The sequence below is a fragment of the Methanosarcina sp. 2.H.A.1B.4 genome, assembly GCF_000979385.1.
Taxonomy (GTDB): domain Archaea; phylum Halobacteriota; class Methanosarcinia; order Methanosarcinales; family Methanosarcinaceae; genus Methanosarcina.
In genome coordinates this window covers 66,774-86,698 of record NZ_JJOV01000078.1, presented here as the reverse complement: position 1 = coordinate 86,698, position 19,925 = coordinate 66,774, and the positions used below count along the sequence as shown (strand labels likewise).

The 19,925-nt window shown below is 44.6% G+C and carries 15 protein-coding genes; 10 read left to right on the top strand and 5 right to left on the bottom strand.

The window, feature by feature from the left end:
- The first annotated feature begins 273 nt into the window (after positions 1-273).
- Positions 274-1,845 carry a PAS domain-containing protein gene (locus EO92_RS12125; protein ID WP_048171903.1) on the top strand — a complete coding sequence of 524 codons (1,572 nt, stop codon included), beginning with the start codon at positions 274-276 and terminating at the stop codon, positions 1,843-1,845.
- 581 nt (positions 1,846-2,426) lie between these two features.
- Here EO92_RS12125 and EO92_RS12120 read toward each other — a convergent pair.
- Positions 2,427-3,680, bottom strand: coding sequence for an ABC transporter permease (locus EO92_RS12120; RefSeq protein ID WP_235283321.1), 1,254 nt, complete (start codon positions 3,678-3,680; stop codon positions 2,427-2,429).
- The gene (locus tag EO92_RS12115; RefSeq protein WP_048171899.1) at positions 3,673-4,584 is read right to left on the bottom strand and encodes an ABC transporter ATP-binding protein; all 912 of its coding nucleotides are present in this window, start codon (positions 4,582-4,584) and stop codon (positions 3,673-3,675) included. The genes EO92_RS12120 and EO92_RS12115 overlap by 8 nt, the downstream gene beginning before the upstream one ends.
- Positions 4,585-4,652: 68 nt before the next feature.
- Here EO92_RS12115 and EO92_RS12110 point away from each other — a divergent pair, with 68 nt between their 5' ends.
- From EO92_RS12110 to EO92_RS12065, 9 genes are all read left to right on the top strand, one after another.
- Entirely contained in the window at positions 4,653-5,324 is a 672-nt protein-coding gene (locus EO92_RS12110; protein WP_048171897.1) for a dihydrofolate reductase family protein, read from the top strand.
- Between the two features lie 748 nt (positions 5,325-6,072).
- Positions 6,073-8,013 carry a proton-conducting transporter membrane subunit gene (locus EO92_RS12105; protein ID WP_235283320.1) on the top strand — a complete coding sequence of 647 codons (1,941 nt, stop codon included), beginning with the start codon at positions 6,073-6,075 and terminating at the stop codon, positions 8,011-8,013.
- Positions 8,010-8,951 (top strand): respiratory chain complex I subunit 1 family protein, encoded by a 942-nt coding sequence (locus EO92_RS12100; protein WP_048171893.1) that lies wholly within the window; start codon positions 8,010-8,012, stop codon positions 8,949-8,951. The genes EO92_RS12105 and EO92_RS12100 overlap by 4 nt, the downstream gene beginning before the upstream one ends.
- Complete coding sequence (locus EO92_RS12095; protein ID WP_048131618.1) at positions 8,948-9,634, top strand: hydrogenase subunit; 687 nt, start codon at positions 8,948-8,950, stop codon at positions 9,632-9,634. Before EO92_RS12100 ends, EO92_RS12095 begins: the two co-directional genes overlap by 4 nt.
- Complete coding sequence (locus EO92_RS12090; protein WP_048171890.1) at positions 9,631-11,181, top strand: proton-conducting transporter membrane subunit; 1,551 nt, start codon at positions 9,631-9,633, stop codon at positions 11,179-11,181. Before EO92_RS12095 ends, EO92_RS12090 begins: the two co-directional genes overlap by 4 nt.
- Positions 11,182-11,193: 12 nt before the next feature.
- Complete coding sequence (locus tag EO92_RS12085; RefSeq protein WP_048171888.1) at positions 11,194-12,831, top strand: NADH-quinone oxidoreductase subunit C; 1,638 nt, start codon at positions 11,194-11,196, stop codon at positions 12,829-12,831.
- A 34-nt stretch (positions 12,832-12,865) separates the two neighbouring features.
- Positions 12,866-13,378 carry an NADH-quinone oxidoreductase subunit B family protein gene (locus EO92_RS12080; protein WP_048171886.1) on the top strand — a complete coding sequence of 171 codons (513 nt, stop codon included), beginning with the start codon at positions 12,866-12,868 and terminating at the stop codon, positions 13,376-13,378.
- A gap of 165 nt (positions 13,379-13,543) precedes the next feature.
- On the top strand, positions 13,544-14,485 hold the full coding sequence (locus tag EO92_RS12075) for a class I SAM-dependent methyltransferase (protein ID WP_235283319.1): 942 nt from the start codon (positions 13,544-13,546) through the stop codon (positions 14,483-14,485).
- A 412-nt stretch (positions 14,486-14,897) separates the two neighbouring features.
- The gene (locus tag EO92_RS12065) at positions 14,898-15,683 is read left to right on the top strand and encodes a winged helix-turn-helix domain-containing protein (protein WP_048171881.1); all 786 of its coding nucleotides are present in this window, start codon (positions 14,898-14,900) and stop codon (positions 15,681-15,683) included.
- Between the two features lie 372 nt (positions 15,684-16,055).
- Here the strand turns inward: EO92_RS12065 and EO92_RS12060 are convergent, their stop codons facing one another.
- The 3 genes from EO92_RS12060 to EO92_RS17860 all read right to left on the bottom strand — a co-directional run bounded on the left by EO92_RS12060 (position 16,056) and on the right by EO92_RS17860 (position 19,906).
- A complete protein-coding gene (locus EO92_RS12060) occupies positions 16,056-16,421 on the bottom strand; it encodes a response regulator (RefSeq protein WP_048171879.1) in 366 nt (121 codons plus the stop codon).
- The gene (locus EO92_RS12055; protein ID WP_048171877.1) at positions 16,393-19,476 is read right to left on the bottom strand and encodes a response regulator; all 3,084 of its coding nucleotides are present in this window, start codon (positions 19,474-19,476) and stop codon (positions 16,393-16,395) included. Before EO92_RS12055 ends, EO92_RS12060 begins: the two co-directional genes overlap by 29 nt.
- A gap of 268 nt (positions 19,477-19,744) precedes the next feature.
- Positions 19,745-19,906, bottom strand: a complete 162-nt coding sequence (locus EO92_RS17860; protein ID WP_156165814.1) for a hypothetical protein — start codon at positions 19,904-19,906, stop codon at positions 19,745-19,747.
- Between the last annotated feature and the right edge of the window lie 19 nt (positions 19,907-19,925).

Genomic DNA, 19,925 nt, shown 5'->3' with positions numbered 1-19,925 from the left:
AATGAATAGAATGCAAATTTAATAAAGTTGAAAAGTTCCAGTTTAACAACAGACGATTATTATATTATTACTACCAGTAATTGTAGGACAGCCTGTAAAGATCTGGGGGGTTTACGCTTCGTTCTATAAATAAAGAACGACTATATATTCTCTGATAAATATAGTATAAAAGGCCGGATAATGGATTTCAGCACGAGATTTTTCCGGTTGAAATATTTTTACCTTTAGTTATAAAATGTAAGAATCTTTCCTGGGGGTGAAAGAATTACTTCTGTGATATCTGAAGATGCAGGACCTGAAGAACTTGAAGCAATCGCAGTTGCAGTACATTCTCTTGTAGGGCTTCCGACCACCATTCGCAGCCTCAAGCGGAAGGGACTTCGCCTGGAAAAAGGGGAAATAATTGACAGGGACTATACAGGACCTGTACTCGAAGAGGTGCTCAGGACCGGAAAGACCGTAAGGGGAGTTCCGAAGGAGGGCACTTACCTGGGCAGAAACGTGGCTGTTTGCCCGATCTTCTCAGAAGAAGGAGAGGTAATTGCAGCAATAGGAATTGTGGACCTATTATCTGCCCTTAAGATGCAGGAAATAATCCGGACCGTAGTAAACAATAGCCCTGCAGTTGTTTTCCTGTGGAGAAAGGAGGAAAAATGGCCATCCGAATTTGTGTCGGAAAATGTCGTCCAGTTTGGGTACACGGTGGAGGACTTTATTTCCGGCAATATCCTTTATGGGGACATCATCCACCCTGATGACCAGAAAAAAGTTGAAGAGATGTTTGAACAGCGTATCCGAAAAGGTGAAGTTGACTTCAATGCGGAGTACAGAATATTCACAAAAGCCGGAGACCTGCGCTGGGTCAACGAAAGGACATTTATCCAGCGGAATGAAGACGGAGAGATAACCCACTTGCAAGGGCTTGTCCTCGATATAACCGAACGGAAAGAGAATGAAGAAGCCCTCAGGAAATCTTTTGAAATGCAGAAGCTGTTGAGAACCATAATCAACAACAGCCAGGCAGTGGCATATTTATGGGAAAACAAAGAAAACCTGCCTACCGAATACGTTTCAGAAAACGTGACCCAATTCGGTTACACTGTAGAAGATTTCACATCAGGGAAAGTGGCTTACGGGAGTATAATTCACAGGGATGACATTGGCACGGTTATTGAAACCCTTAAACGCAACATCGCAGAAGGCCGGGATTCTTTCGATATTGAATACAGGATTTTTACAGGAGACGGAAAAATGCTCTGGGTGGATGAGAAAACCTTTATCCAGAGGGACAAAGAAGGCAAAGCAACACATCTTCAGGGCCTTGTTGTAGATATTACCGAACGAAAAGAAGCCCAGAAAATGCTTGAAATCCAGCGGGAACTGGGAATGAAACTTAATACGACCTGGAATCTCCATACCATTCTTGACCTGGTACTTGATGCCTGCCTGCAGATAAACGGACTGGATGCCGGGGGCGTATATATTAAAGACGAACTTATGGACCAGATAAATCTTGTTGCATCCAGGGGAATTTCACCCGAATTCAAAGAAAAGGTTTCAAGATATAAGGCAGAATCAAATGAGGCAAAACAGATCTGGATCAAAAAGCCCATTTACTCACTGGATTTTTACTCCGAAAATATGGCTGAAGCGGTAAGGGAAGAAGGAATTACAGCAGTCGCGGTAATCCCTCTTAAGTATAGTAACGAAATCGTAGGCAGCTTGAATTTTGCCTCCCATACTCTGGATAAGATTCCATGGAGTGTCCGCAACTTCCTTGAAAGCATCGCTCTCCAGGCAGTAAACCATATCGCTCCGGTCTGTATCCAGGCGGACTTATCGTGAACTACCCCTCCCTGCCATTTCCGGCAAAGCCGGAACTGTTGAGGAAAGGGGTCTTCCCACCCGTGGAGATAAAATAAGAACGTGTCTGCTCAATGAAAAGTAGGATATAAAAAAGACCATTGAGTAAAAAAGTCAGTTAGGTGGTTCACAAGGTTTATCCTGTATCAGGAAGTAGAATATTACCGGATCAGTTAAGGCTGTCCTGCTTTTACTCCATTTACAGTATCCTGTGTCATGAAGTATATTACTGGATCAGTTTTGAGGCTGTCCTGAATTTGCTCCATTCTACAGTAATCCCTCATGAACCAATCATATATATGTAAGTTATATTATAAAATACTGGCGATAGAATTTTGGATTATTTAAGCAGTCACTATATTCAACAATAGAATGCGATTGTTTACCTGCAATGGGTACTTTCATTTATCCCCCAGTATTTAAACACGTCAATTCACAGGAAGCAGCTGTATTATCCTGCTCCTTGATGCTGGACCTGGTGTTTAAAATCCTTTTGTTCAAAATCCTTTTGTTCAAATTACAATCCTTCCATGCTGATCAAAAGATATCGGGTTTTCTTTCCTTCACCGTCCCCCTGCTTTAATATTTTTCAGGATTTCCTTTACCCCGGGCCTTTTTCCGTACATGAGCAGGTAAACCCTGAACAACCGGCTTGAAATCACGATTACTACATGAATTGAAACAAAAAGGATAAAGAAACTCGCTGCGATCTGGTAGAAAGGAACTTCCGAAGCCCCGATCCTCGCAAGCATGGATGCAGGAGAAGTGAAAGGAAATAGGGACAGAAAAACTGCAAGCGGGCTGTCGGGGCTTGTAAGGATCACCTGCATGAATATAAGAGGAAATGCAGCTACAAATGTGAAAATTCCTGCTACCTGCTGGCTCTCCTGAAGAGAACCGGTTACTGCCCCAACTCCAGCCATCATGCTGGCAAAGAAGAGAAAGCCGAGCAGGAAATAAATAAGGGCAATAAAAAGGAGCATTGGCTCGATATCTACCGGAAGGGCATAGCCACCTCCCAGAAAGATTACTGAGAGCCACACGATAATCTGCAGGAGGCCGACTGCCCCAAGCCCCACTACTTTGCCGGTAAGAAGCTCGGAAGGGGTTACGGAAGAAAGAAGAACCTCCATAATTCTGTTTTCCTTTTCTTCAGCAACCCCACGAAGGAGATAGCCTGATGCCGAAAAAATACTGAAAAAGAGGAGAAAGGCCATAAGAAAAGGCAGACCAACGCTGGCAAGGATCTCGGCTATGCCCTGCTCTGAAGATTCTCCATTATCCCCTATATTATACATATTAAGGTTAATCGGATCTTTGACTCGCTCGAGCACGGGTTCATCCACCCGGTCTTTCAGGAGAGAATTGATCGCGATATTTGAAAGTTCAGACGAGAGTTCAGCCCCCGGAACTGACATTCCCTTTTCGGAGGCATAAAGTTCGATCACACCGGTCTCAAGGAAATCTGCAGGGACTATAAGATAGGAAGAAATCTGCCCTGACTGCAGGGCTTCCCTGGCTTCAGAGCCCTCTTCGTACCTTACAAACTCTATAGTTGAGGGCTTTGCTCCCAGCGGCCCCATAGAGAAACCTTCATGGGTTAATGATTCCGGAAAATCGAAGGAACCGGTCATGTCAATATAGCCTACCCTCTGATCTTCGGCAAGAGTGGTGCCGGCAAGCAGAGAGGGAATAATAGCGATTCCGGCAAGGAGAAGAGGAAAAGCAAAGGTCATGAAGAGAAACTCTTTACGCCTTACGGTTTTCAGGAACTCATGCCTGGCAACAATAAAGGTTTTTCCGGAAAATTTACTCACCAGAAGCACTCTCCACAGTCTCAATAAAAATCTCGTTCAGGGAAGGAAAAGCCTGCTCAAACCGCAGGAGATCAGCTCTCCGTACAAGCTCCTGAAGAACTGCCTGTGCGCTTATGCCTTCCTCAGGAAAGATCTCAACTGACCCTTCATGCTCTGTAATTTTTCTGATGCCTGGAATTTCTGAAATAATGCTCAAACTCCTTTTTTCAGCGAACTCCACAAGTAGAGAGTTATTCCCGTGCTCCTTTCGTATCCCTGCAACGGTGCCGTAAAGCACTCGCTCACCTTTATTCAGCATAAGGATCCTGTCGCAGAGCTTCTGCGCCTGTTCCATCATATGTGTGGAGAGGATAATGGTCCTGCCTGCACTCCTGTACTCGAGAATTTTGTCTTTAACGGTTTTCGTGCTTATGGGATCAAGCCCTGAAAAAGGCTCGTCAAGAATAATAAGTTCAGGCTCATGGATAATAGAAGAAAGGAACTGAATTTTTTGCTGCATCCCTTTTGAAAGCTCTTCTACCCTTTTCCCCCTGTGTTCGTACAGGTCCAGGGATTTCAGAAGAGACGCTGCATTCGCCTGAGCTTCTTTTTTAGGGACGTTTTTAAGCTGTGCGAGATAGACAAGCATATCCAGAAGCTTTGTTTTCCTGTACAACCCCCTTTCTTCAGGAAGGTAGCCAATCCTATCTTTTGCAGCAGGACCCAGAGAACCCCCAAAGACCCGGATTTCTCCCGAATCCGGTTTTATAATATCAAGAAGCAGCCTTAAAAGGGTGGTTTTTCCAGCCCCGTTTGGTCCCAGCAGCCCGAAGATCTCACCCTGTTCGACTGAAAAAGAGATGTCTCTGATAACATTTTTTTCTGCGAAAGACTTTGATACGCCTTCAAATTCCAGAGTATGCATCCAGATTAAATATATTCCAATATAGAATAACTTTATTGGATGTTTAATTTAGGGGAATAGGTGACAATATGCTACCCAGACTGGTTATACACAACACCATAAGTCTCGACGGCTCAACTACCGGCTTTACGGCAAACCTTGATGTTCACTATGGAATCCTGGGCAATTACGAGCCTGATGCCATGATAGTCGGCTCAAACACCGCAAAGGCGGGAACACAATTTTTTTGCGAAAAAGTCCCTCCGGAAGATGAATTGGACTTCAAGAAACCTGAAATTCAGCCTAACGACACCCGGGCATACTGGATGATCGCTGATTCCCGGGGAATTCTTGAAGGGCTGATGCACGTTTTCAGGCGTTCCGAGTACAGTAAAGATGTGATCGTCCTCGTATCGGAGAAAACTCCTGAGCCTTACATCAATTACCTGAAGGAAAGGAACTACGACTTTATCCGGGCAGGAGCGGCACGCGTGGATATCAAGCAAGCACTTGAAATTGCAAATGAACGGTATGGTTTTAAGCTTGTAGTCTCGGACAGCGGAGGAATACTGAACAGCATTCTGCTCGAACAGGGGCTCGTGGAGGAAATCAGCCTGGTCTTGACTCCGGAGATTGTGGGAAAAACCGGGACAAATCTTTTCAGAGGCATTGAGAAAAGCGGGATTCAACTCGAACTCGTAAGAAATGAAATTGTGGAAAAGAAGTATGTGCATCTGGTGTACAGGGTTTTAAAAGAATAAAAGGGATAAGAAAAGAATTAGAAAAAAATAAGAAAAGAATAAGAAAGGAATAAGAACCAACATCATTACCACTGAAAGGTTACTGAAAGAAACAGATTTGAGAGTAGTCATACCAATCCATGCGTCCACGGATTAAAAATTAGTCTATTGAAACTGCTTTGCGCCTTTCTATATTCTGTACTTTTTTGTAGGCAATGGACGATAGTTTTGACTATGTCGCAGATACGGCAATAATTTGCTGTACTTTTGGAGGGCCTGGACATATGGAATATACATACAGAGTTTTGAACTTAAAAGTAATTCTGTTGAGAGCGGAATAGGCTGCGTAAGATTATTATAGTTCTGATTATTCCAATCCTCCTATGTTAAGAGTTAGATATCAGGAATTCCCTCTTGAGATACAAAAAAATAAATTATTTTATTGTGTTAAAGCCCCTGATTCTTTCCCTGTAGCGAAAATATATGTCATGAATAATAATTATTAATCAGTTCAATAAACTTTATAATGTAAATCTATATAATATTAGGAAGTATTAGGCAGAAACGTTTCCGGGGAGAGTAAACCCGGATGAAATTTACGGTGGAATCTCAATACGAATTACAAAACTAACCCTATCATCTCATATACAGAGGATAGTTTCGAAAGTCTTGCTTTAAGCGGGATGGGATCTGGAAATCCAGAACTCTCTACCCGGACTGATAAACTGTTTTCAGCTTTTCTTTTAGCTGCCGGATCTCGGTTTGAGGAGTGAATACATTGCTCGAAGCCTTAGTATACGGTGCAATTGCCGCCCTTATATCCGGAACTGTCCTCCCTCTCCTGTACCGCAGTAAAAACACAAGAAAGACTTCTTTTGGCCTTTCTATTATATCATCAATCTTGCTTCTGGGTTTTGCAGGCGCGATCCTCTACACTGGAAAAGAGCCTGTATTTCCAGCCATTAGATATCTTCCGGGCCTGGATTTTACCCTTGCTGCAGACCGGCTCTCAGCCGGATTTATCCTGCTAATTGCAGCAGTCGTGCCCGGTGTTTCAATATATTCGGTAGAATATGTGGAACACGCTAAAAGTGAAGCCAGGAAAAACCTGCAGACAGCCCTGACAAATCTCTTTATCCTTGCCATGCTTATGGTTGTACTTGCAGGCAATATGGTCATTTTCCTTATTTTCTGGGAAATAATGTCCCTTTCATCTCTCCTGCTTGTGCTTCACGACTATTCCTCTGAGGAAAATAAAAAAGCAGGCTTTTTCTACTTCGTGATGACCAACATCAGCACGGCGTTTCTTTTTGTGGGCTTCATAAGCCTCTTCAAGTTGACAGGCTCGGCCGAGTTCGGACCGCTTGAATACTCTGCAGGCGAGCTGGCTCTCCCCTTTCTCTCCCTTTTTATTGGTTTCGGGGTCAAGGCAGGACTTGTTCCTTTCCACAAATGGCTTCCATATGCTCACCCTGCAGCCCCATCAAGTGTCTCGGCACTGATGTCCGGAGTCATGCTGAAGGTTGCAGTCTATGGCTTCCTGCGTTTCCTGCTCTCTGTCTTCACACCTGAACTCTGGTGGGGAGTACTCATCCTTACAGTAGGCAGCCTTTCAGCCCTCTTTGGGGTAATTTATGCCCTTAAGGAAAACGACATAAAAAGGCTCCTTGCCTACAGCAGCATTGAAAACATAGGGATCATTTTCACGGGAATAGGGCTGTATGTTATATTCAAAGTTGAAGGGCTTGAATCCCTCGCCCTGTTAAGCCTTGCAGGAGCCTGCTTCCATGCCTTTAACCATGCTCTCTTCAAAAGCCTGCTCTTCCTCTGTGCAGGCTCGATAGTCCATGCTACAGGCACAAGGAATATCGAAGCCTTCGGAGGCCTTGTAAAAACGATGCCTGTAACCTCAGCCCTTTTCATGATAGGTTCAGTCTCGATTGCAGCCCTGCCTCCAACAAACGGTTTTGCTGGTGAACTCCTGCTCTACCAGGCTTTCTTCCAGTCGTTTGCCGTAACTGACCCCCTTCTCACCGTATTTCTGATAACTGCTCTCTCAAGCTTTGCCCTTACCGGAGCGCTGGCAGCTGCTCTTTTCGTAAAACTTTTCGGGATCACCTGTCTTGCCATGCCGCGTTCGGAAAAGAGCCGCCTTGCTGTAGAAGTCCAGAAACCCATGCTGATAGGATCCGCAGTGCCGGCAGCTCTCTGCATACTTGCAGGGCTTTTCTCAAAGCAGCTCCTTTCTCTTGCAGGCTGGGAGATTGAGTTCCCGGACCTGCTTTTGCTGGGGCTTCTGCTTGGGTTAATATACGCAGCCCTTTTCCTGATAATCCGTTCAAAAGAAACGAGCCCTGCCAGGATTAGCGAAACCTGGGGATGCGGAAGTCCGACCCTTGCCCCTTACATGGAATACAGCTCTGCAGGCTTTTCCGAGCCTCTTGTAATGATCTTCAAAAACATTTACAGGACAAAGATTGTGCACAAAGCTGAGTACCTCGACAAACAGGAAAGCCTCTTTAAAAACGGGAACGTGGAAATCCGCCTTCTTCGCTTCTTTGAAGAGTACCTTTACATTCCTCCTGCGCAGGCAATCGAGAGTTTTTCAAAATATGTTTCAAGCCTGCAGAACGGAAAACTTGACAGTTACGTCCTTTACGCCTTTCTGGCAGTAATTGCGTTGATTATAGCAACCGGAGGCCTTGTATGAACACGTCGTTCCTGCTCTTTGCCCTCTTAAATCCGCTTTTTGCCCTGCTGGCAGCCCCTCTATACATGGCTCTGATCCGGAAGGTGAAGGCATACGCCCAGGGAAGAAAGGGCCCGAGGCTTTTTCAGGTTTATTACGATTTAAGAAAACTCATGAAGAAGGAAGCGGTCTATTCCCCTACCTCCTCCTGGATCATGCGGTTTACCCCATACCTCAACCTTTCGACTCTGCTAGTTTGTTCCCTTTTCGTACCTCTGGTCTTTGTACCGGAACCTGCAGGAGGGCTGGGGAATATCATTGTTTTCCTGTACCTTCTTGCACTTGAAAGGTTCTTTACCGCCCTTGGCGGACTTGACGCAGGAAGTGCTTTCGGAGGCATGGGCAGTTCAAGGTCAATGAGCCTTGCAGCCGTGATCGAACCAACAATGGTAATCGCTTTTGCAGCTCTGGCTTTTGTTCTGAAAAGCCTCAACCTGCACCATATGTTCGCACTTACTGCAGGCACGGTCCTTCCCATTAGCCCGACCCTTGTCCTGGTCTCAATCTCGCTCTTCATTATCCTGATCGTGGAGACCGGCAGGCTCCCTGTGGATAACCCGGCAACTCACCTTGAACTTACCATGATTAATGAGGCAATGATCCTTGAACAGACAGGAAAAAATCTTGCCCTGCTTGAACTTGCCCATGCTCTTAAACAGTTCCTGCTTATGGGGATATTGATTAACACAATTCTTCCAGTAGGGCTCAGTACTGAGATAGATGCCGGAAAAATTGTGGTCTCAGCCCTTCTCTTCCTCCTGAAAGCAGGACTGCTTGCAATAATAATCGGGCTCTTTGAATCAGCCCTTGCAAAGATGAGGCTCTTCAGGCTTCCTGCATTTTACGTGATGGCATTTTTCTTTTCAGCCCTTACCATCCTTATCGAGGTGTTTGCATGATTGACCCGCTCTTCCTTGAAGGCATAATAAAGGTCCTTTTCGTCTTTGTCCTTATCAGTGCAGGGCTGATCATCTCAACCCGCAACCTGAGTTCAGTCCTTACCACATACACAATCCAATCTTTCCTGCTAGCTGCAGTCTCATTTCTCCTCTACATGATAGACGGGAAAGGTCAGCTTCTGCTGCTGGCAGGCCTGACCCTGGCAAGCAAGGTAATTCTGATTCCTTACTTCATCTCCAGAATAGAAGAGAAAATCAAAATCGGAAGAGACCTTCACTTTGCATATCTGGAACCAACACCCTCTCTTCTGCTGAGCATAGGCCTTATCCTCCTCTCCTATACGTTCCTTTCAAGGGTCTTCGAAGGACTGCCCCTCTCGAGGCTCTTCTTCTTCGGGGCTGTGATAGGCCTTTCCCTGACCCTGATGGGCATGCTTGTGATGTTCAGCAGAAAAAAGGTAATCACAAAAGCGCTTGGCTACCTAAGCATGGAAAATGGGGTCCTGATGTTCGGGCTTTTTGTTACGGAGCTTCCCTTTATCATCGAAGTCCTGATTATAATCGACCTTATTATCCTGGTCATGCTGACCACTATTCTGGCTGTGGGGATGGACTCGAGCATTGAAGAATACAGGCAGAAATTCCGAAAACTGCAGATCTGGACAGGAGTGGAATCCCTGTGATCCGGTATTACCTGTTAGTAATGGGGATATTCCTGGCACTTGGCCTTATTCCAAAGTCCCACAGGCTCATGAATGCGCTTGCCGCAGGAAACGGCCTGCTGCACCTTGTCATGAGCTGCACAGCTCTGCTCATGCTTGACCTGCCAGGAAGGCTCGGAGAATCTCTCTATCTTGACCACCTTAACCTTTATGTGGAACTAATAACGGCCCTGGGATTTTCCGCAGCAGCCTTCTATGCCAGAGGGTATACTGACAGCCTTATGGAAGCCGGAGAACTTGACCCTAAAAACCTGAAGACCTTCTACCTTGCCTTCAATCTCCTGCTTGTTACATCCACTGTTGCGCTCTTTTCGGATAACCTGGCGCTTTTCTGGATCTTTGCAGAACTCACAACGGTCTGCGCTGCCATGCTTGTTGCAATTCTGTCAGCAAGGGAGAATATCGATGCAGCCTTAAAATACGTCTTCATAGTCTCCGGAGCCATGCTCTTTGCTTTCCTCGGACTGGTTTTCCTCTTCACCCTCTCGGAACAGACCCTCGGAGAGGGCACCCTCAACTGGACAGTACTGGCAGTTCATGCCTCTGAGTTTTCCCCTGCCCTTCTCCTTGCAAGCTTTACATTCACGTTCATAGGCTTCGGGGCAAAAGCAGGGGTAGCTCCTTTCCACACCTGGCTCCCGGACGCCTATGCAAGGGCACCTTCGGTAAGTGCAATTCTTTCAGGTCTAATGCAGAACCTGGGGATCTACGGAATTATCAGGATGTATGCCCTGCTTAGAGAGAGCAGTGCCGCCCCACAGGCGTCTTCTATCCTGATTGCAGCAGGGGTTTTCTCAATTGCTCTCGCTTCATTCAGCATGTTCCAGCAGAGGAATTTAAAGAGGCTGATAGCCTTCTCAAGTGTCGAGCATATGGGCCTTCTCCTCATAGGAATAGGGATCGGGACGCCTATTGCCCTTTTCTGGACTCTTTATTACATGCTCGTCCATATCCTGGTAAAGGAAACTCTGCTGTTTTCCGCAGGCATTCTGCACAGGCAATACAGAAGCAATATGCGTGAAAATATGAAGGATGTCTTCAAACTCCAGCCCATGGCAGCCTGGTGCCTGATCCTTGGCAGCATTGCAATAGTAGGAATGCCGCCTTTTCCTCTCTTCCCGGCAAAATTTTTCATCCTGCTGGAAAGTGCGGCAGTTTCTCCCTACATGACCCTTGCAGTGCTGCTCATGCTCATCCTTGCAGCTGCATCCTTTGCAAACTTCCTGTTGAAAGCCTTCTCAAAGGTGACTGTAGAAGAAGAAAACGAAAAAGAGGAGCACCGGCACATACCCAGGACTCCTGCGGGAACAGGAGGAAACGCAAAGGAACTCTCCACAGGAAAAGCAGTATATGAGAAAAGCAGGCTTCCGGGTCAATATATGGTAAAGAATGGAATGAAGGTCCCAACGATCTTCATGCTGGCTCTTGCCCTTGCCCTTGGCTTTTATTTCCCGGATTCACTAAGGGATCTGCTTGATGCGATAATTCTTGAACTCGGGTATGTTTAAGGGGCGGTAAATATGGATATCAAAATGAATAAAGATACAGCGGAATTGCTTTCAATAATTTCGGGCATTGTAGAAGAAGAGCCCGAACTGCTCAATGCCCGTGAAAACGAAATATACCTGAGGCTTTCGGAAACCGGGTTTGAAGATGCATCTCTTGCGCTTGCAGAAAGGAAGTTCAGCCTTATCGGGCTTTTTTGCGCAGAAGCCTTTGAAAAAAAGGGCGGCTTTACCCTCTTTTATGTTTTCAAACAGGCAGGAAGGGCACCTGCCCTTGTACTTGTCCGGGAGGCAGAAAAAGAAAAAAAGGTTCCCTCGGTTGCAGGAACCTTCCCCTCAGCTTCCTGGTTTGAGCGGGAAATAAGAGATGGTTTCGGGCTGGACTTTGCCGGTGCCCTTGATACCAGAAGGCTTTTCCTGCACGAGTGCTACCCTGAAGACTTCCACCCTCTGCTAAAAACCTTCAAAAACGGGCCTATCCGCCCCTCTGAATTCCCCCGAAAAGAGTACAGGTTCAGGCAGGTTAAAGGCGAAGGTGTATACCAGATCCCTGTCGGGCCTGTGCATGCCGGAATAATCGAGCCGGGGCATTTCAGGTTCAGCGTGATAGGAGAGCCTATATTCAGCCTGGAAATCCGGCTTTTTTACAAGCACAGGGGAATAGAGAAACTGGCTGAAGGAAAAAGCCCCTCAGAATGCGTCGCTCTTGCCGAAGCAGTGAGCGGGGACGAAAGTATGGCAAATGCAACAGGGTTCTGTATGGCAGTAGAGCAGGTCTGCGGAATAAAAGTACCTGAAAGGGCAGAACGCCTGCGGGCAATAATGCTTGAGCTCGAACGCGTTTATTCCCTGCTCGGAGACCTTGCTGGAATGGCTGTAGATGTAGGCTTTTCTCTTGTGGCAAGCCCCTTTTTAATACTGAGGGAAGAGGCATTCAGGCAGAACGAAAAACTGACAGGCTCAAGGTTCCTGCGCGGAATTACCATTCCCGGAGGGTTGAAAAAGGACATCCCCGATTCACTCCTGAACGACCTTCCTGCCTTCCTGGAAAAGTTTTCCAGGGCATTTGAAACTGCTTTCGAGAGGGCAATGTCTTCATCTTCACTTATTGACAGGTTTGCAACGACAGGCGTGATAAAAAAGGAACTTGTCTCTCCGCTTAACCTTACAGGCCCTCTTGCCAGGGCTTCAGGCTGTCCTGCCGACACCAGGCTCGACAGGCCCTATGGAGCCTATAAAGACTTTGCTCCGGAACTTTCAGTAAGGAAAATAGGGGATGTATTTTCCCGCTTTGAGGTAAAAGCCAATGAGGTCCGTGCATCTGCGGACCTGATCCTGCGCCTCGCAGAAAAACTTCCACAGGGCCCCATATTTGCTGAAAGTACCGGATACGCCGGATACGCCGGGCATAATCTAAGAGAAGCCAATAGCCCTGGAGCTACAGGATATTCCCTTGCCCTTGTAGAAGCCCCAAGGGGACAGAACCTGCACTGGGTCTACATGAAAAACGGGATTGTTGACCGTTATAAGGTAAGAACGGCATCTTTCTGTAACTGGCAAGTTATAGAACATGCAGTACTCGGAAATATTGTTCCCGACTTTCCCCTGATCAACAAGAGCCTTAACCTCTCCTATGCAGGAACCGACCTTTGAATATACAAAAACTCAGGAAACACGAGGTATAATTATGGTAAACCCTCTTTCCCTCTTTCTCCGGCCCAAGGTTACGGAGACCTTTGAATTCCGGGATGAAGAATTGGAAGCCCTTGGAGCAGAAATCAAAAAAGAGATCCCGAAAGTTTTCGGGAACAGCCTTGCCATCCGCGAACTGGATTCAGGCAGTGACAATTCCACAGAGATTGAAATCTCAAACCTCGGAAACCCTCATTATGATGTTGAGAGGTTCGGGATCTCTTTTGTTGCTTCCCCGAGACACGCTGACGTCCTGATGGTTACGGGAGCAGTTACCCTTAACATGGCTGAAGCTGTGAAAAAAACCTATGAAGCCATGCCCTCCCCAAAATTTGTGGTAGCAGTGGGAGACGATGCCTGTGACGGCGGGATCTATAAGGGTTCTTACGCCGTACTCGGCGGGGTTGATAAAATCCTGCCTGTGGATATGAAAATTCCCGGGAACCCGCCCTCTCCGAAAGAAATCCTGAAAGGGATTTTTGCCCTTGTAAAAAACGCCTCCAAATAAAAGCATCCAATAATCGTGGAACTCCTTCTGCTTCGGGCAGAGGAGACTTATTTTTTAGTGTTAAAACTTACTTTTTATTCCTCCCTCATCGGACTGCGAGTCTCTCAATTTCGGGAAAAAATATACCTGAGAACCTCAGGAAACCGGAAGAATACAGAGGAAAAAGTGAACTCCCAGAAAGGAGTAATCTCAAAGGGAGAACGCATGTCTGAAAGTTCGGGAAATCCAGATGCACAAACAGAAAAAGAAGTATCTGCCGCCAAGAAGTGGCTTTCAGTTAAAGAAGCCGAAGCTCTTGGCTACTACGATTTTATGAGTTACCTGGGAGTGCCCTATTATCATACAGGCGGCCTTACATCCACCAAAAAACTTGCTGATTTATGCCGGATTGACAGGACGAAAAAAGTCCTGATGGTAGGCTGTGGAACCGGCTTTTCTGCCTGTTTCCTTGCCAGAAAAATCGGCTGTGAGGTGGTGGGAATTGATATTGCAGAACTTTCCATTGAGAAGGCAAAAGAGCGGGCCAGAAGGCAGGGAGTTTCGGATAGGGTGAAATTCAGGGTTGGGGACGCTTATGCCCTGCCCTTCGAAGTCGGGACTTTTGACACCGTGATAACCGAGTTTGTGTCACAGTTCCTGGACAGGAGCAGGGCCTTCAAAGAATTCGCGCGGGTCCTGAAACCGGATGGCTATGTGGGAATCAACGAAATGTACAAAGAGGAGAGGATTCCCCCAAAAGCTGCTGAAGAAATCGCTTATGCAGAAAAAGTATTCGGGGAAATAACAGGGCTTCCCTTTTCCCTCTCCACGCCGGAAGAATGGAAAAAGGGACTTGAGGAAGGGGGGCTCAAAGATGTAAATGTCCGAAAGTTCAGGCCTTCTCCAGGCCCTGGAGAAGTAAAAGCCCTTATGGAGGGGATGGGCGGAAGCTGGAAATTTTCCCGGTACTTTGTAGAGCTGATTTTGAAAATGGGAAAATATTACCTGTTCAGCAGAACGATCCGGTACCGGTTCAACCGACTGGGAGAAGGCAAAAAAATCCTGCTCCGAAAAAAGTCAACCTCAAAATATGTAGGTTACGTCCTTGCTACCGGAATAAAGGAATGAGAAAAGGATTAGAAAGACAGACAGAAAATAAAAAAGGCAAAGAGACGAGGGAGAAGAAAAATAGGAAGTGAAAAAGGCAGAGAAAAAGGAAAAAAGGTGAAGAGTAAGGGAAATAGCAAAGAAAAAGGAAAAAAGGAAAAGAGTAAGGAAAAATAGCAAAGAAAAAGGAAAAAAGGAAAAGAGTAAGGAAAAGAGCAAAGAAAAAGAGCTTAACTTTAGGAAAGTAAGTGCTTTTTGGAAAAAAATATAAGGAATCAACTGAAAAGTAGCGCATGAGTGTTGCACTAAGTCCCCCTCACTATTTTCTTCTGGGAGAAAAAAGGACTTTTGCCAATGAAGGTTGCTTCCTGAAAAGAAATGAAGGAGAAACACTCCGGCATATTTGAGAAGCTTCTAGGGGAGATGGAGTAAAATGAAAATATCACTTATTGACCTGGCGTTCCTATCTGAAAAAAGGAAAGATTTATTGCTCCTTCTGGAAGAAGGGCCCAAGACAGGCGACGAAATAAAAACAGCCCTTAACGTAACCTCGACTTCAATTATGCCCCAGATCAAGAAATTAAAGGAAGGGCGTCTGATCGTGCTGGATGAAAACAATGCCTACAGGCTCACGGATATGGGGGAAATAGTTGTTGAGAAGATGGAGCCTCTGCTTGATACGGTCAGGGTTTTCGAGGAAAACTACGATTACTGGATTAACCATGATTTTACCGCAATTCCTGAGCATCTTCTTAATAGGATTAATGAACTCGGAAATTACTTCATGCTTGAAGCCGATCTTAACCGGCTTTTCGAAGTTCCAGAAGACTTTAAGAAGAATCTTCTTGAGTCGAAACACATAAAAATGTTTCTTTCATATTTCAATCCCCTCCATATTGAAATCTATTCAGAACTCGTAAGAAAAGAAGCAGAAATATGCCTTGTCCTGACAGAACCGGTCTTTGATAGAATGAAAAAGGATTATTTTGAAGACCTGAAGACTCTTGTAGAATCAAAGAATACGGAAATCTATATCTGTGACAAAAATGTAACACTTAAAGACGTCGTAACAGAACGTTTCTGCTCTCTTGTACTCTTTGATAAAAAAGGAAAATTTGACCATCAGCGGTTGATGAGCTTCGATGAAAGCGCACTTAAATGGTGCGAAGAGCTCTTTATATATTATAAAGAGATGTCCAGACGCCTGGAGAAAATATAATTTTTCACTGGTAATATGGTCTGTTTAAGACAGAAGTAGCATCTTTTTGAAACATAAGACTGAAGCCGGATAGAGACGAAAATCGAATCTGGACTGGAAATGGGATTAGGAAAAATACCTCAACTCGAAATAAAAAAATATCTTTCCGGCTACAATAGTTTTCCAATGTTAGCTTACTTTTCCTGATGTCCTCTACTTTCCAGACAGTAAATCTCTTTAGATTAATTCAGATTGTAAATATCGTCTCAGATTTCAAAACTTCTAATTACCAGCGTGTTTGTGATATTTTTTGATATATTACCAATTTTTTAAAACATATAAAATATATATAATTAAAGATATATTTTAAGATTGCAGTTCTGTGTCCTCTCTTTAGTCTCCCAGATATTTATCGATAAGGGACCTGAACCTGTGAATATCTATGGGTTTTGAGATATAATCCACACATCCCATTTCGATAAAGTGTTCTTCACTTCCCTTCATAGCATGGGCTGTGACAGCTATCACTGGAATATCTGCAGTAGCAGAGTTCTTTTTGATCCTGTCCATAACCTCAAGCCCATCCATTTTAGGAAGTTGCATATCGAGGAGGATAAGATCGAACTTTTTCTCAGCAAGGCGTTCAAGAGCCTTTATCCCGTCCTCAGCTTCTGTGACACGGTGGCCGTAAAACTCAAGGAGGTCCAGGATCAGTTCCATGTTCATGGGGTTATCTTCGACAATAAGAATTTCTTTCATCTTCACGCCTCTTCAGCATAGCTAATTGTTTTATCCTATTAATTAACTCTTTTCTTCCGAATGTACCCTTTTTAAGAATCGAAATAAGACGCTCCTTAAGTTCACCGTTCAGTTCTTCAATATTCTTCTCAGTAAACTCTCCTGCGGTACATACAATTAAAGGAATGTCTTTTGTCTTCTCATCTGCTCTCATGCGGGAAATTACCTCAAATCCGCTTATTCCCGGCATCAGCAGATCGAGGATAAGAATATCTGGCTGCTGCTCGGAAAAGAGGCTGTCCAGACCTTCCTGCCCACTATAAGCCTTTACTACCTCAAAGCCTTCGGGTTCAATCATTGAACTCAGCAGTTCTACTGCATTATCATCATCGTCAATGATAAGAATCCTTGGCTCTTCGAACCTTAACTTACCTGTGATCTCTCTTAAGGAATCCAGCAGTTCGATTCTTTTTACTGGCTTTGTAAAGGAATAAGTTGCCCCAAAGGCAATTCCCAGCTCGTTATTATCTGTCACTGAAATAATAAGTATGGGAATGCGGGCTGTCTCAGGGTCGCTCTTCAGCTGTCTCAGGACACCCCAGCCGTTAGTGTCAGGAAGGAAAACGTCTAGCGTGATAACATAAGGTTTCAGTTTCTTTGCAACGTTTAAAACATCTTTTCCTCTATATAGAGAGGCTGTACTGTACCCGTCGTCCCTGAGAACAACTGAAATCAGCTCATTGGAATTCCTCTCGTCATCAACTACGAGAACAAGATTCTGCGCTCCAATACTCTTTTCAGGAAGAAGGACCTCAGGAAGCTCGATTTCCTCCTGAAGGTCTTCTACACACTCTTTCACGGAAAAGGTAGCTGCTTTATTCATTTCAAACTCAAGCATTAAATCGTCAATGTCCTTAGTATCAGCTTTTCGGGACTCAGGCGGTTTGGTGAGCGGAATTATAAACATAAAAGTACTGCCTTTCTTAAGTTCACTTTCAACCCAGATATCTCCCTGGTGTAGATGTACAATTTTCTTCACGAGAGCAAGCCCAAGCCCTGTCCCGCAGTACTGCTTGGCGGATGATGCATCGATCTGAGTAAAGGGCTGGAAAAGTTTTTTCTGGTCTTCAGAAGAAATACCAATCCCTGTGTCCTTTACAGAAAAAATAGCTCGGTTTCCGCTTTTTATACAGTGGACAGATACCTTACCTCCTTCCGGGGTAAACTTGACCGCATTGCTTACAAGATTGTAAAGAATCTGAATAAAACGATTTTTGTCGGCTTGAATATCTGCAAAATCCGGTTCTACCTTAAAGCTTATTTCAAGAGATTTTACCTGGGTAAGAGGAGAAAGAGTAGCCTTAACCTCTTCGAAAACCGATTCAATAGAAAACTCACTGTAATGCAGCTCCATTTTTCCGGCTTCTACTTTTGAGAGGTCAAGAATGTCATTTATAAGTCCCAGAAGATGTTTTCCGCTGGTAGAGATGTTATTAACATATCTCAGCTGTTTTCCGTTGAGTTCCCCAAAAACTCTCTCAAGCAGTATGTCTGAAAAACCAATGATGGAATTCAGAGGTGTCCGCAGTTCATGGCTCATATTGGCAAGGAACTCACTCTTTGTACAGCTGGCAGCCTCAGCTTCCAGTTTTGCCTGAAGGAGCTTCTCTTCAGAACGTTTGTATGCTGTAATATCGAGCCCGGTTTGCAGGACTCCGGTTACTCTTCCGTTATTATCCTTTATCAGATTTGCACGGATCATCCAGACTTTTCCGTCCGGAGTAACTACCTCTCCGAACTCCTCATTTCCGGATTCAAGCGCTTTTTGTGCAAAAGATTCTCCGGAAACAGCATCGGACATTGGAGAAAATTCCTCATATCTGTGCCCAATAATGTTTTCAAGCTTAAGACCTGCATGGTCCAGAGAAGCCCTGTTTGCCCAGACGATTCTCAGCTCAATATCCATAAAGATCACGAGTTCGCTGAGAGAGTTGAGAATAACCCTCTTCTCGTGTTCCTGAGCTTTAGATTTATCAGAATTTATTTTCAGACGGTCAAGCATCCGGTTTATTCCTTCAGTTAACCTTGAGAGCTCATCATCCCCGTTCATAATACAATGTGCTGAGAAACTTTCGTCCTTCCCCACTTTTTCTACAAAATTATCAATGGCGACAATTCTGGATACTACCTCCCTGTCAAGAAGGAACTTACAGACTGCTCCGACCATGAGACCTGAAAACAGGAGGAAGAGTACGATATACTTGAGGGACTTCCTGCCTTCTGCATAGATGTTCCTGTCAGCATCCGCCCGAACCATGACGGTTGGATTTCCGTAAAGGTCTTCGTGGATATAATAACCTGCTAACCTGTTCCCCTCTACAATATGTGTGAAACTCTCGTTTCCATTTTCGAAAAAGGCTTGCTGGAAATCAGGAGGCAAATTATCAGGACTGTAAAGCAAAACCGGATTTCCTGTAATTTTCTGGATGGACTCGACAAAACCGGAATCCAGATTCATCCCCAGGATTATTGTGCCGATTATTTCCCTGTTATCGTATACAGCAGATACGGGGCGGCAGGAAACAATTGCAGGTCCGTTTTTCAGCAGGAGCATCCCGTTTAAAGAGCTCGTTTCTCCCCTGCAGAGAAGGCTTCCAGCATTTATTTTGTGGTTGATTTCGGGAATTAATGAGTCATTGGAAGCATTACCAGCGTTTATTGAATCCGAAACCTGAGAATATATGATGTCCCCTGAACTATTGACAAAAAAAATGAAGTCGTATCCGCTCAGGGTAAAAAGATCAGTGAGCACAGTTCTGCCAAGATCTTCTTGATTCTCACTTAGCATAAAAGCCCTGATGTCTTCCCTTGAAGAAAGGGCAGAGTTTGTCTCATCCAGTTGTATGATCTGGAAATCAATTACATTATGTATATTTTCCACGGTGCCAATTGCCTCTTTCTCCTCCAGGTCGGAAAAACTCGAGTAGAGGATATTCTGAGATGCAAAAATGACGAGCGAAGTAAGGAGGGCAAAAATGATATAGATAATAACAAAAATTTTTCTACTTACATTCATATTATGAACTCGGCTGGGTTGAAACAGAATAGGGGGTTAAAAAATAATTGTAGCAGATAGACTTGGGATGGTAAATATATAAAATACTCCACATACATAGTATAAAAGTTTATCCAGAGTCAGTAGTTAGAGGGGATAATAAGACTTTATTATCAAAAAAACGGATATATAGCATATTTTATAAAAAAATATATTAAATAAGAAGCAAAAACAGAACTTGCCAAAAGTGTTAATTGTCACATAATTTACTATCACACTATCTCATAAGTTATGTATCAGCTTTCTCTTCCAGCATGCCAGCTTTCTCTTCCAACATGCCAGCTTTCTCTTCCAACATGCCAGCTTTCTCTTCCAGCATGCCAGCTTTCTCTTCCAGCATGCCAGCTTTCTCTTCCAGCATGTCAGCTTTCTCTTCCAGCCTACATTTCAAAATACCCTTCCAGCCATTT